Source organism: Desulfopila inferna (assembly GCF_016919005.1).
Taxonomy (GTDB): Bacteria; Desulfobacterota; Desulfobulbia; order Desulfobulbales; family Desulfocapsaceae; genus Desulfopila_A; species Desulfopila_A inferna.
The window spans coordinates 106,193-120,190 of the sequence record NZ_JAFFQE010000005.1; the positions used below are offsets into that span (position 1 = coordinate 106,193).

Consider the following 13,998-nt stretch of genomic DNA (forward strand, 5'->3'; position numbering starts at 1 on the left):
GCAGGTAAAAAAAATAACTCCGGCTGCCATTTCGGCGGCCGGAGTTGGTAACAAGCTGCAGCCTGAAGCGTTCAGGCAACAGGCTGAGTATTTTATCAGGCGGCGAGAATTCGCATGGCACTCTCGTTATTGGCATCGCTAATATGGACGATCCCGGTCTCCTGGGCCGTTTCCCTGTTGGCTGCAAAAAGATCATCGCGGCTTAACTGATCAATCCTGAACTTGCGCGCACCGGCCAGCAACTGCTGAATTCCGCAGCCCAGTTTATCGGCCATTGTCCACATTGCAATGGCGCCATAGGGAATATTCGCCATTTCCTTTTGACCTACTTTTTCCTGGACATCAAAATAGGAAGCGAAAATTTCCTCAGGCGAATTGCCAAGAGCGGCTATGGACTTCGGCAGGTTGTTCCAATTGCCGTTTACCTGCTCTTTTCTCTCAGGGTGAAGAACACCCTCTATATTTGCTCCGAGAAAACCGGGAATCATTATCCCTCTGCCCATACAGATCAATTTTGTAAAGGGAGCTCCCAGCGCCAGACCCTTGAATATGCTGTCTTCAAGGGCAAATCCGCCGGCAAAGGAAAGATCAACAACCTTCTGTCCCTTTGCTGCCAGTATTGTGGCGTATTCATATGCCTTGGAGTGCAGGTTGATGGAGGGTACACCCCAGCTTTGCATCATATTCCAGGGGCTCATGCCGGTACCACCACCCGAGCCGTCGATGGTAAGAAGATCAAGACCCGCATCTGAAGCGAATTTGATGGCCATGGCAAGCTCTTCCATACCGTAGGAACCTGTTTTCAGTGAAATACGATCAAATCCGAGGCTCCTCAGATATTCCACGGATTTCATGAAATCTTCCCGAACCATCTCGACGGTGCTGAGGTTTGTTGCCCCCAGGCGGCTATGTCTGGCGAAGGATTTAATGGCCCCTTTGGCGAAAGCCTCTCTTACCTCAGGTAAGGCGGGGTTCGGATCAACCACATATCCTCTTTCTTTGAGGAAAATAGCATAATCAAGGCTTGTCACCTGAATTTCGCCGCCAATGTTTTTTGCTCCCTGCCCCCATTTAAGCTCGATGATACATTTATTACCGTATCTTTCCGCAACATATTCGGCAACCCCATTGCGGGTATCTTCAACATTGAGCTGGACGATTATGGCACCGTATCCATCATAATAGCGCAGATAGGTATCAATCCTTCTATCAAGCTCAGGCGCCTTTAGGATTTTACCGCCGCTGAGTGTAGATTCTTTATCGACTCCTACGACATTTTCACCAATGACAATGGGAATTCCGGTAAGTGCGCAGCCGATAGCAAAAGAATCCCAATACTTGGCTGCGATAAAAGTGGAACCAAGAGCACCGGTCATCAGGGGAAGCCTGCTTTTGGTCTTGATTGTATTGCCGAATTCAGTAGCTAAATCGACATTTGGGAAAATACAATCGTCGGGATCGCTGGTCATTTGCTCGGAAAGTCCGCTCGAGCCGTAGGCATATCCCTGAATCCTCAGTGAGTTATAGGATACCCCGACATGGGTGTTGTTGTTAGCACCTGCCGTGACCAGTCCGAAATCACGGGGGTACAGAAGTTTCCGGCCTACCAGGCTCGATTTCCAGGTTTCACACTTTCCGGTGCAATCCGCCCGGCAAAGGGTACACAGTCCGGACTCCGCTGGATTTCCACGGTTTGCAGTTCCCAGAACATCGTTAATTTTTTCAAAACGCATACAGCAACCTCCTTTTCAGATTCATTTTACCCTGGGAGCAGATCTTAACTTTGCAGGCTTTTCGAGCGGGCAAAAAAAAACATCTGTTCCCAAAAAATTGGAGAAAACAGACGTCTTTGTCTAAAAATGAGTTACCGCACGCCATTGTGCAGCAGTTAATTTATAGATATTTTTTTAGTACAACTTAAAAGTTCTGTCAAGCAAAATATAGACGAACCCCGCAGCCACTAATGATTAGAGCTCGTCGGCCAGTAGGATTGCCTCAGCTATCTCAAGCATGCTTTTTCGCGCATCCATGCTTCTCTTCTGCATCCAGCGGTAGGCCTCTTCGCCGCCCATGCTCCTTCTATTCATCAGGACCTCTTTGGCTCTTTCAATAACCTTTCTGGATTTTAACTCCTGTTCAATTATGTTGGTCCTGATAATCAGGTTAGTGTTATAGATGGCAACCGCCGCCTGATTGGCCACAGCCGTCAGCATATTGACATCGGTTTGTGTAAATTTGTATGGCTTGCTGGTAAAACAGTTCAAGACCCCGAGAACTTTACTTTCCTTGCCCTGAAGCGGCACGCTCACCAGGGAAACCAGCCCCAGTTTTCCAGCCATATCCTTTTCCTTAAATCTCTCGTTCAAAAGCACATCATCTATAATTAAAGGCTTCTGCGTGGTGACGACATAGCCGACAACACCCTCATGCAGCTGCAGCTCACGGTCCTTGACATAGTCCGGATCAAAAGATTGAGTGGCCTTCAGCCTTACTACAGGAGGAGAGGTATTTTCATCGACAAGCCAAAGCGAGCAGATCTCGACCCCTGTCACTTTGGCGGTAACCATAACAATCAGTTTAAAGAGATCCTCGAGAAAGAGATCCGAGGTAATCGCCTGGCTTATATCCACCAGCGCCTTAATATAATGGTCATACGTTTGTAAATTAGATTTTTCCATACCGAATAAGCAAAAAATTGTGAAGATACTAAAGGGGAATACCACCGACGCCAATTTACCACCCTTAGATGATATTGGCAAAGACTAACTGCGGAGGGAAAACGATCAAAAAGTATAGCTCATGTTCAGAGGGCTTCTGAACTGCACGCCCCCCACTCTCCCATGCAGTGCGGCATGTGCTTGACTGGAATTTGGCTATCAAGCCATAAAAGTCCTTTCTGCGTAATAAGATTGTACTGGAGATCGGGATCTGTCTCAATAACTCCCATTCCTTCCATGCTCTTGAGTACCTGTTTGGTCTCAGCCAGGCTTACATTCATCTGTCCGGCAATGTCTGCAGAGGGGACAAGTTGAGGCTGGGAATTACTAAGGTTCTTAAAAAGAATGGTAAGAATATGGATTTTTTTGTTTTTCAAAGACATACGCTACCCCTTTTTCGAGATGATCAAGCGGCTGCAAGCCTATATTCGGGCCTGACGAAATTTAACAAAGCTTGTAATGGCATTACAAGCGGTGATCTGTAAATTCTTGACAGAAATTGCTTAGCTCCAGTCCGCAGCACAACAGGATTCCAGGACCGAGCGGGCGTTTTCTGTCCATATTTCTTCAAACTCTATTTATTATATATTGAGATTTTCTTCAAACATAAAGTTATTTACAATTAAATAAAATCTCATAAATAAAGTGCAACTTAATTCTTTAAACCTGATTACCCCTAGGAGTGTGTCGGAGAATTGCAATTTTCCTCAGATTAAGGCGCTTTTAGGAAATCAAGCACAGCCATATACTTAATATCGGAGTCTGCGCTTACCTGCGAGCATTGATTTTCTAAAAAAACAACGCCTTAGTGCTTTCTCCGACAGGCTCCTATTCCTTAGCTCAAGGTCGGAGACTACTCTAGGGCCTGCCGATGTAAAGAGCGGTCCCTCCCGTGCTATGCTGAGTTTCTGGAGTAATCAGGATTTTAAATTATGGCGACAAGGATAGCACTCGTTTATAACGATTCTATTTATTCAGCTGCAATTTCAGCCTGATAGAGTTCAGGATATTCTCTCAGAAAGCGCAGCCACTCTTTGTCCATTTGCGAAGTTGCTGCTGCCTTTCCTCGAGTTACCTGGAAAAAATGCTCCTGTTCGGGAAAAATGGGCTTGAGCCTACCCGCAGTGACAGCCATAAAATACCTGCCAACCGAGCCGATAGAGTATTGGCCGACCGGACTATAATCCTCCGGCAAATTCAGATTGTATCCACCGCTTTGGAGTATTGCGAGATGGTCCGCAGGAAAAATGTTTTTTATCCGGTTCATTCTGGTAAGGACAAGCCGTATCATTTCCTGGTTCTCAAGAATGGCCGTGTGGTTATCATTGAACCCGAACTGCTCACTGGATTCCTGTTGAGCGGGGTGATGCAATTGACTGGAGAGGGGCACCACCCCATCGCTGTTTTCACCTATTTTCCAGGTATCAGGGTTGTGGTATGCATAAATGAGCAGATGATGCACGGACTTCGGCAATGGCTTGCGATAAAGCTCTCTGATAAAACTATTGTTGGGATTGACATCCCGCCATGCCGGCAAAACCATCAAACCATGTTTTACCGCTGAAGCGACTGCCGGATGACCTCCCCAGGGACTGGCGATGCTGACGAATAATTCTATTACATTTTCACACGGACTCTCGCCGCACTTATTCAAGGCCTCCCGCACAATAAGCCCCCCCATGCTGTGCGCCACTACGACCACAGGCATCTTATGGAGAGGGATGGTTTTCCCGGAGAGAAAAACTGTGTAGAAGAAATCAGCCAGCTGGTTTAAGTCGCCGCCTGAGGGATAATAAAAAAGCCAGGGTTTATAACGGGTTCTATCCAGTTGCTCAAGAATCGGCGCAAATACCCTGGAACTACCTCCTATTCCATGCACGAAAATGACAGGGATTTTATATCCCTGATCCTCTTCCAGTGCATAGAACATGGTAGGCGCCGTCTCCAGAAATGAAGCAGGATCATACATACCTAACACTGCAATCTCTTCATCGAATATGGGATCATCGAGAGCGCGAATTGCCCCGGCAGGGTAAAAAAGGGACCTTTCCAGTTCTGGTCTTTCGGGTATGGGAAAGGGTACAACCCACTCCAATGTCTCTGCCTCTACTAATGGAATATTGACTTGGCTTAAAACCTTTTCCGGTGCCGATTCTTTACTGAGAGTGATCGATCTTCGACCTACTATTTCGGATTTTGAGAACATATTATCCGCATCAATATCGGCAAGGGCCAGTAATGTATATTCACCCTCCGGCAGGTTCAAACCAAAATATGTTCCGGCACCTGCATGAAAAAGTATGTCTACACATTCATTCTCCTTGAATTTATTCGAGTAGGCCGCTACAGCCAAATTCGCTTCGGAGTATCGAACCGATGCGTCAATGGTTTTGCCGAAAAGAAAAAAAGTGTCCCGGTCAATCATATGTTTGACATTCACCTGTCCTGGTTCTGCACTTTGAATACGTGCATATTCAGCCTGGATGAGAGAATACTTCAGGTACGAACAGGAACATAGGGGCACAATCAACAGCAGGCAGATGAATGGATTTTTCATTGTCAGCAACTCTCGCAAAAATCACCCAATGAACTGTAATAGACTGTAATATTTTTCAAAAGCTTTTGCAGGTGTCCATCTTCACTTTCTTATGCAACTTTCCTGCCTCCTTCCTAACTTTAAATTGACTTACCCAGCATGTCTCTTTTCATAATACAAACTCCAGGCAGATTGCAAAAATATCGAACCAGTGAACTGAAGGTAGCAGCACAATAACAAACAGATCAGTCCGAAAAAGAAGGACATCTCGTCCTATATAATGAGACAGAAAATGGATATAAAACCAAGATTGCCCGATTACAATATTGATTGTATCTGTTATGCCGTCGACACAAGCACAATCTGAATGGAATCTTCGCTCCACTTCTCCTGGCATGAAAATTGCTGAAAATTACTAATTTTACCGATTCTTCCAAGAAGGGTGTAAGAGTTGTTTTTCAAAAGAAAAACGACTTCCAGGCACTACCTATCCTGTCACTTCGGATCAACGCGAACCGGATAAAAAATGGGAGGAAATCACATGGAATCCCCGTCTCCACGACGAATGATAACAGTTGACGCCAATGAGGCAGTGGCAGCAGTAGCGTACCATTTAAGCGAAGTGATCGCCATCTATCCCATCACTCCCTCCTCTCCCATGGGAGAGCACGTTGATGAATGGTCGGTAAAAGGAGACAGGAATATCTGGGGCACTGTCCCGCTGGTTTCACAAATGCAGTCGGAAGCCGGAGTTGCAGGCGCCGTTCACGGCAGCCTGCAGGCGGGATCCCTTTGTACCACATTTACCGCATCCCAGGGGCTCCTGCTGATGATCCCCAACATGTATAAGATTGCCGGTGAGCTTACCCCTTTTGCTATGCATGTAACAGCCCGAACTATTGCCACCCATGCCCTGTCTATCTTCGGAGATCATTCCGACGTCATGGCCTGCCGGCAGACGGGCTTTGCCATGCTGGCGTCCAGTTCGGTTCAGGAGGCCCAGGATATGGCGGCGATCGCCCACAGTGCCACACTGCGCTCACGAATCCCCTTTCTCCATTTCTTTGACGGTTTTCGGACCTCCCATGAAGTAAACAAAATTGAGGAGTTGATTACAGAGGAGATCCGCCAAATGGTCGATGACGACCAGGTCCGGGCTCATCGCCAACGTGCCTTGAATCCCGACGGGCCGTTGATACGTGGAACCGCTCAAAATCCGGACACTTTTTTTCAGGGACGAGAAGCATCAAACCCCTTCTACCTCGAATGTCCCGGAATTGTCCGTGAAACCATGAAGCAGTTCGGCAAGATAACCGGCAGAAGTTATGATTTGTTCGAATATGTGGGCGATCCGCAGGCTGAGCAGGTAATAGTCATAATGGGTTCAGGGGCCGAAACCGTAGAGGAAACGGTAAAACGGCTCAATAACCGGGGCGACAAAGTAGGCATGATAAAGGTCCGCCTCTTCCGGCCTTTTGCAATCGATCATTTTGTCGATATCCTGCCCGAATCGGTTAACTCCATTGCGGTTCTGGACAGAACCAAAGAGCCCGGAGCCATCGGCGAACCGCTCTACAAGGATGTGGTTGCGGCAATCTGGGAAACAGGACGGCAGCACAAATCCCCTCTGAACGTTATCGGCGGGCGTTACGGCCTCTCCTCCAAGGAGTTTACCCCGGCCATGGTCAAAGCTGTCTTTGAAGAACTGGGCCGCAAAGAACCCCTGATCCACTTTACCGTCGGCATCGAGGATGATGTCACCAGCCTCTCACTGCCGTACGACGATGAATTCGAGATCGAAGACCGGGAAGCGGTCCGAGCCCTCTTCTTCGGCCTCGGTTCAGACGGCACCGTCGGCGCCAACAAGAATTCGATCAAGATCATTGGCGAAGATACTCCCAATCATGCCCAGGGCTATTTTGTCTATGACTCGAAAAAATCCGGTAGTGTCACCGTCAGTCATCTTCGCTTCGGCCCCAGTCCCATTCGCGCCCCTTACCTCATCCAGCGCGCCAGTTTCATCGCCTGCCACCAGTTCGGTTTCCTCGAACGCATACCCATGCTCGATCGTGCGGAACAGGAAGCGGTTTTTCTTCTTAACGCACCCTACGGTCCCGATGAAGTATGGGAGAAACTTCCCCTGGAAGTACAAATGGAGATTATCGACAAGAAACTAAGCTTTTATGTCATCGACGCCTATGACGTTGCCGATAAAACCGGCATGGGCGTGCGCATTAACACTATTATGCAAACCTGTTTTTTTGCTATTTCGGGAATCCTCCCCCGGGAGGAGGCGATCGGCAAGATCAAGGATGCAATCCGTAAGAGCTATGAAAAGAAAGGAGAAGAGATTGTCAGACGTAATTTCAAGGCGGTGGATGACACCCTGGCAAATCTGCACCAGATTAAGGTGCCGGCTGAGGCTGCTTCAGAGATCCACATGCGCCCGGTGGTGCCGGAAGAGGCTCCCGAATTTGTGCAGAGGATCACTGCCCATATCATGGCCGGCAAGGGAGATCAGCTCCCGGTCTCGGCCTTTCCCGTAGACGGTACCTGGCCGGTAAGCACTACCAGGTGGGAAAAGAGGAACATTGCCCTGCAAATTCCCATCTGGGCCCCCCAGGTCTGCATCCAGTGCGGGAAGTGCTCCTTTGTCTGCCCGCATGCGACCATCCGCACCAGGGCCTACGATCCTTTGCGGCTCGAAGATGCTCCCGAGGGGTTCCGTCATGTAGATGCGAGGGGCAGTGAACTGAAAGGAATGAAATACACCGTCCAGGTGGCGCCCGAAGACTGCACCGGCTGCCGTCTCTGCGTCATGGTCTGTCCGGGGAAGGACAAGTCTAATCCGCGGCGCCGGGCCATCAACATGGAACCACGACTCGATCACCTGGAGACGGAGAAGGAAAACTACCGGTTTTTCCTGAATCTGCCTGAGGTTAACCGGTCTTCCCTGAAGATGAATGTCAAAAACTCGCAGTTGCTCAAACCGCTGTTTGAGTATTCCGGATGCTGCGCCGGCTGTGGCGAGACCCAGTACATTAAGCTGCTGACTCAGCTGTTTGGAGAGCGGGCGCTTATAGCCAATGCTACCGGCTGTTCCTCGATTTACGGCGGCAACCTGCCCACCACCCCCTACACCACCGGGAGCAGCGGCCGCGGCCCGTCCTGGTCCAACTCCCTCTTCGAGGATAACGCCGAATTCGGTTTAGGTTTCCGGCTCTCCCTCGATAAGCAGAAAGTTCAGGCCGAAGAACTGCTAAGCAGACTTGCCACGCAATTAGAGGAAGGACTGGCCGAGCAAATTCTGACCGCATCCCAGCTGGGTGAACGGCAGATAGAAGACCAGCGCGAGCATATCATGGAATTGCGAAAACAGCTTGAGAAGATTGATTCCGCCCAGGCCCGCGAACTTTTGGCCCTCATTGAAAATCTGATAAAAAAATCGGTATGGATTGTGGGAGGCGACGGCTGGGCTTATGATATCGGCTATGGCGGGCTTGATCATGTACTGTCCCTGGGCCGGGACATCAATGTGCTGGTTCTGGATACGGAGATGTATTCCAACACCGGCGGTCAGCAGTCCAAAGCCACTCCACTGGGTGCTGCAGCAAAGTTCGCCGCAATCGGCAAGTCCATCGCCAAAAAGGAACTGGGACTCATGGCCATGACCTACGGCGGCATCTATGTCGGCAGGGTCGCCTTCGGCGCCAACGACAATCACACGGTCAAGGTATTCGAAGAGGCGGAGTCCTTTCCCGGAGCTTCACTCATCATCGCCTACAGCCACTGTATCGGCCAGGGATTCGATCTGGCTTATGGTGCCAGGCAGCAGAAACTGGCGGTGGACTCGGGCTACTGGCCGCTGTACCGCTACGATCCACGAAAATCCGCTGTCGGGGAAAACCCCTTTATTCTTGATTCCGGGGCTCCAAAAATCCCACTCAGGGAGTATATCTACAATGAAACCCGTTATCGGATGCTTGAAAAAATAGACCCCGAACGGGCCAAGATGCTGCTCAGCAGTGCCCAGTCCACAGTGGATCAGCGCTATGATCTCTATAATCAACTGGCAGGACTTAAGCCGCAGTATACCTATTCGCCGCATAAATAGAATTTGCTTCAGCCCAAGGAGATTGCCATGGATCTATCAACGACCTATCTCGGTTTTTCCCTGCCGCACCCCCTCATGCCGGGCGCTTCTCCCCTGGTCGATAATCTCAGTACAGTCAAACGCCTCGAAGATGCCGGGGCCGCAGCCATCGTCATGTACTCCCTTTTTGAAGAGCAGATTATCGCCGATCAGGAAAGGGCTGTGCGTGAAGTCGAGGTGCCTGAACACACCTACGCCGAGGCATTATCCTATCTGCCGCTGACCGAGGACATGCGTCTGGGCCCGGATATTTACCTGGAGAATGTCGCCGCCATCAAAAAAAGCGTCTCCGTGCCGGTGATAGCTTCCCTGAACGGGGTGAGCGAAGGCGGATGGCTGCGCTATGCCCGTCTGATCGAGCAGGCCGGCGCCGATGCTCTGGAGCTGAACATCTATTTTCTGGCCGATGATCCGGGGTTGAGCGGAAAGGCAGTTGAAGATCGTCTTCTCGGGGTGGTCAGGCAGGTCAAGCAGAACATAGCCATTCCGGTTGCTGTAAAAATATCGCCGTTTTTCTCCTCAATTTCACATTTCTGCAAACAGCTGGAGGAGGCCGGTGCGGACGGGGTGCTGCTCTTCAATAGATTCTATCAGCCTGACATCGATGTGGAAGAACTGGAAATACTCTCAAAGCTCAAACTGTCGACTCGGGATGAACTGCTGCTGCGTCTCAGATGGCTGGCCATTCTCTCAGGAGGCTCCCGCCTCTCCTTCGGCATCACCGGCGGAGTCCATACCGGCATCGATGTGGTCAAAGCGGTGATGTGTGGCGCCCATGCCGTACAGATGGTATCGGCACTGCTCAGGAATCAACCCGAATATCTCACTGTGGTCAGGAATGAACTCAGTTCCTGGCTGGAAAGCCATGAATATGAATCCCTCGAACAGATGCGCGGCAGCATGACCAAAGAACATGCACCCGACCGTGATCTTTTTGAACGGGTCAACTATATCAGGGTGCTGCAGGGTGGGCCGGGATGATTCATGGCTCAAACCAGAGATGGATGTGAAGACGGTATTCAATCCTACCTGAGTAGAAATATTACACCATTCACAAGGGACCAGAGCAGCACGATAGCGGTGCCAATCACACAGACCATATTAAGAAATTTATGGCCCATTTTCTCCTGAACCCGCTCCCGGTAACCGAGAATAAAACCGGCAAGTACACCAATGAGCATCCCCCCTGCGTGCCCGAAATTGTTGATCCCCGGCACCAGAAAGCCGAAAATGAATATTCCTATAGCCCATCCACCGATCTGAGAATAGACGGCATTGCCATATGAACCGCCTCTGCTTTTGCCGTAATACAAAGCAGCACCGATCAAGCCGCATACCGCGGCCGAAGCTCCTATGGTAAATCGTACTCCGAACATGGTAGAGATAAGATAGCCGCCGATTCCGCTCAAGGTATAGATGATAAACATCCTGCTGGGGCCATATTCGCGGATCAGCAGCGGACCGAGCTGATGCAGCGCTATCATGTTGAAGATAATGTGCAACAGACTGCCGTGCAGATAACTTGCCGCCACCAGCGACCACCAGCGATTAAGCTGAAACAAAGGTATTGTGCCTGTGGAACCGAGCACCAACAGGCTGTTATTACTCGGCGAGAGAAAATTGAAAGGGCTGCTGGAAAAAGCCGATGGTCGTGGATCAATAACCAGAGAGATGACGAACATTGCAATATTTGCCACCAGAATCACCCTGAGGATGCCGCCTTGGTCAGCGGAACCCCTGGTAAATATATTGTCTTTCCAGATCGATCCTGGATTCTTCAGGCCGCAATGAGGACATTCCGGCGCCGATCTGCTGACCAGCCTTCTGCAGTTCGGGCAGAGGAGCGAGTTTCTTTTCTGGGGTGAATTCATAGTCTCATCCAGTTGTAATGATTTTTAAAAGGCCGCTGTTCTTCTTTTGTTTAGGACCTTGTTTTTAATCTACTTATCTCAATCTTCCGGCTGCACACATGGGAAGAAGATAATGACACCCGCTAATAATTCAAGTTAATCTGCAATGTTCCAAAAACCGGGGATTAACCACTGTGTCGATATCGTAAAAACATTTTTCGAGGCAGTCCATAATCGCCTGTTTCAGGCCAATTACCCTCTCCCCCTGCAGGCCAGCAGTAATTTTTCTGACGAGATCATCAATTCCTCTGCTTATCTGTGTTGACTCTAGGTGATCCGCACGTTATTTATGAGTACCTTACAACTTTTTTTTTTTCATAAGCCAGTATGGAATAAGATGCGATGAAAGTACATGAAGTCCCTCAAGATAGAGGAATGATAGGAAATTATGGTCGGGAGGTATGCTATGCGGTGGGACAAAACGGCAGATATAGCCTTTCTCCAAGCCTGGGCTGGGAGGCAAAAAATATCGTCAACGATCAGGCTTGGAGAGTAATTATCGAAGAAAGTGCCCGCATGCATGCCCTGGTTCTGGCCGGCAAAAGAAGTCCGATAGCGTATTATCAGGCGAAGAATCAAATGGATCTTGGTTTGCTGGCAAAGTATGTTAATATGGCGCGCTGGCGGGTCAAGCGACACCTGAAGCCCTCGGTGTTCAGTAAATTGCCGACACGCATTTTACAGCGGTATGCCGATATATTTTCTCTCTCTATCGCTGAATTGCAAAATATACCCCCCACTTTTTCCGCAGAATCCGTTCGTGACCGATAATGGATATAGAGATCGATTTCCCCCACAGGCAGACTGCCCATTGCGAAAGTGGTGTCACTTCAAACCTTCTGCGTTTTCATGGTATAGAATGCTCCGAATCTCTGGCTTTCGGCATTGGCGAAGGTTTGTTTTTCGGCTACCTTCCCTTTATCAGGCTCAACAAACTTCCATTGACAACCTATCGCTGCGCCGTCGGGAGGATCTTTAAAAAGGTGAACTCCCGCCTTGGCGTATCGGTAAGCCACAGCAAATTTCGCTCACCGGAAAAAGCCATGAAGGCCCTCGACCGAAAACTGGATGAAGGAATACCGGTGGGCTGTCAGACCGGAGCATATTGGCTGCCCTATTTTCCACCCGCCTTTCGCTTTCATTTCAATATGCACAACCTTGTGGTTATCGGGCGTCGGGGAGATGAATATCTGATCAGTGACCCGGTTTTTGAAGAAGTGGTACGCTGCAGCCGCGGAGATCTTCTGCGGGCTCGTTTTGCCAAAGGTGCCCTGGCCCCACACGGGGCAATGTACTACCTGGATAAAATACCCGGCAACCCTGATCTACATACGGCGGCACGACAGGGAATTATCTCGGTCTGCAGGACAATGCTCAAGATACCGGTGTTTTTTCTGGGAACACGCGGTATAGATTTTTTGGCCGGACGCCTCGCCGACTGGCCCCGAAAAATGGGCCAGGACAGAGCAATCCTCAGTCTTGGGCAGCTTATCAGAATGCAGGAGGAAATTGGCACCGGCGGTGGCGGATTTCGCTTCATGTACGCCGCATTTCTCCAGGAAGCAGCCGCTCTGCTGGAAAAACCGCAACTCCATGATTGTTCTGAAAGATTGACCCTGATAGGAGACAACTGGAGGAAATTTGCCGTCACCGGCGCACGGATCTGCAAAGGCCGGAGCAGGGAAAACGATACCTTCGCACATCTGGCTGAAATTCTAAGAGAATGTGCGGCTTCGGAAAGATTGATTTACGCAGATCTGCTTGAGCTCCTCTCGCAACCCGCCAGGCTGGATTCGAATCCGGCATTTGCTGAGGCGCAAAAAGCATTCCGGACGTGAAGAAGTGTCTGCTTACCCCCAAACTGCGCAATTACGGCAGAAACTTTTTTAATCATGTCGATATAGCGATGGCTGAATGAAGTCGAAAACATCCCAAAACTTACCTCTCGTCCATGGTGACTCCTTAACTCTTACGTACAGGACAGGGGAATCTCCGGCGATCGATTCCATCTCTATTTCATTGGAGGCTGGTGAATTATGCGGTTTGATCGGCCCCAACGGAGCAGGTAAGACCACACTCATTTCAATACTTACCACTTTACTTAATCCGGACAGCGGCAGCCTCACCATCTGCGGCAGAGATGCACTCACCCAGGCTGGCCTTATCCGCCGGCAGCTCGGTGTCGTGCCCCAGGAGCTTGCCCTCTATGATCGGCTCAGCGGCCTGGAAAATCTCCTTTATTTTGGACGACTCTACGGTCTCAGCGACCGGCTGGTGAAGGAGAAGAGTGGATATTTTCTTAATATGTTCGGTTTGGAGGATAAGGCAGGGAGCCAGGTCTCCACTTACTCCGGAGGGATGAAGCGCAGAATCAATCTGATCATTGGACTGCTGCACGATCCCCTCGTTCTTTTTCTGGATGAGCCGACAGCCGGTGTGGATGCACAGTCGAGGCATCTGATCATCGAAAAGCTTCGTCTGCTCAACAGCGGCGGTATGGCCATGATCTACACCTCTCATTACCTTGAGGAAATCCAGGAGCTTTGTTCAAGAGTGGTAATTATCAACAAGGGCAGGAAGGTGGCAGAAGGCAGTCCTGACGATCTGGTCGGTGAGGCTGAAAGTTTTTCCAACCTGGCGGATTTCTATCTCTATACAACGGGAGAGAAGCTGCCTAATTGA

At 49.6% G+C, this 13,998-nt stretch carries 10 protein-coding genes; 5 read left to right on the forward strand and 5 right to left on the reverse strand.

Annotated features, from left to right (window positions below):
• Positions 1-95 precede the first annotated feature (95 nt).
• From JWG88_RS13500 to JWG88_RS13515, 4 genes are all read right to left on the reverse strand, one after another.
• Positions 96-1,733: a glutamate synthase-related protein gene (locus JWG88_RS13500; RefSeq protein WP_205234318.1), complete on the reverse strand. Its 1,638-nt coding sequence runs from the start codon at positions 1,731-1,733 to the stop codon at positions 96-98.
• Positions 1,734-1,967: 234 nt separating this feature from the next.
• Positions 1,968-2,678: a GAF domain-containing protein gene (locus tag JWG88_RS13505; RefSeq protein ID WP_205234319.1), complete on the reverse strand. Its 711-nt coding sequence runs from the start codon at positions 2,676-2,678 to the stop codon at positions 1,968-1,970.
• Between the two features lie 125 nt (positions 2,679-2,803).
• Complete coding sequence (locus JWG88_RS13510) at positions 2,804-3,100, reverse strand: hypothetical protein (protein ID WP_205234320.1); 297 nt, start codon at positions 3,098-3,100, stop codon at positions 2,804-2,806.
• A 587-nt stretch (positions 3,101-3,687) separates the two neighbouring features.
• The gene (locus tag JWG88_RS13515) at positions 3,688-5,274 is read right to left on the reverse strand and encodes a lipase/acyltransferase domain-containing protein (protein ID WP_205234321.1); all 1,587 of its coding nucleotides are present in this window, start codon (positions 5,272-5,274) and stop codon (positions 3,688-3,690) included.
• Between the two features lie 520 nt (positions 5,275-5,794).
• On the opposite strand from JWG88_RS13515, the gene nifJ reads away from it, so the two are divergent.
• The gene (nifJ, locus tag JWG88_RS13520) at positions 5,795-9,367 is read left to right on the forward strand and encodes a pyruvate:ferredoxin (flavodoxin) oxidoreductase (RefSeq protein WP_205234322.1); all 3,573 of its coding nucleotides are present in this window, start codon (positions 5,795-5,797) and stop codon (positions 9,365-9,367) included.
• A 27-nt stretch (positions 9,368-9,394) separates the two neighbouring features.
• Positions 9,395-10,387: a dihydroorotate dehydrogenase-like protein gene (locus JWG88_RS13525; protein ID WP_205234323.1), complete on the forward strand. Its 993-nt coding sequence runs from the start codon at positions 9,395-9,397 to the stop codon at positions 10,385-10,387.
• 44 nt (positions 10,388-10,431) lie between these two features.
• On the opposite strand, the gene JWG88_RS13530 is transcribed toward JWG88_RS13525, so the two are convergent.
• Positions 10,432-11,277 carry a rhomboid family intramembrane serine protease gene (locus JWG88_RS13530; RefSeq protein WP_205234324.1) on the reverse strand — a complete coding sequence of 282 codons (846 nt, stop codon included), beginning with the start codon at positions 11,275-11,277 and terminating at the stop codon, positions 10,432-10,434.
• A 381-nt stretch (positions 11,278-11,658) separates the two neighbouring features.
• Here JWG88_RS13530 and JWG88_RS13535 point away from each other — a divergent pair, with 381 nt between their 5' ends.
• The 3 genes from JWG88_RS13535 to JWG88_RS13545 all read left to right on the forward strand — a co-directional run bounded on the left by JWG88_RS13535 (position 11,659) and on the right by JWG88_RS13545 (position 13,998).
• Positions 11,659-12,087, forward strand: a complete 429-nt coding sequence (locus tag JWG88_RS13535; protein WP_205234325.1) for a DarG family dialkylresorcinol biosynthesis protein — start codon at positions 11,659-11,661, stop codon at positions 12,085-12,087.
• Positions 12,087-13,154: a BtrH-related acyltransferase DarH gene (gene darH / locus JWG88_RS13540; protein ID WP_240194449.1), complete on the forward strand. Its 1,068-nt coding sequence runs from the start codon at positions 12,087-12,089 to the stop codon at positions 13,152-13,154. The genes JWG88_RS13535 and darH overlap by 1 nt, the downstream gene beginning before the upstream one ends.
• A 76-nt stretch (positions 13,155-13,230) precedes the next feature.
• Entirely contained in the window at positions 13,231-13,998 is a 768-nt protein-coding gene (locus JWG88_RS13545) for an ABC transporter ATP-binding protein (protein ID WP_205234326.1), read from the forward strand.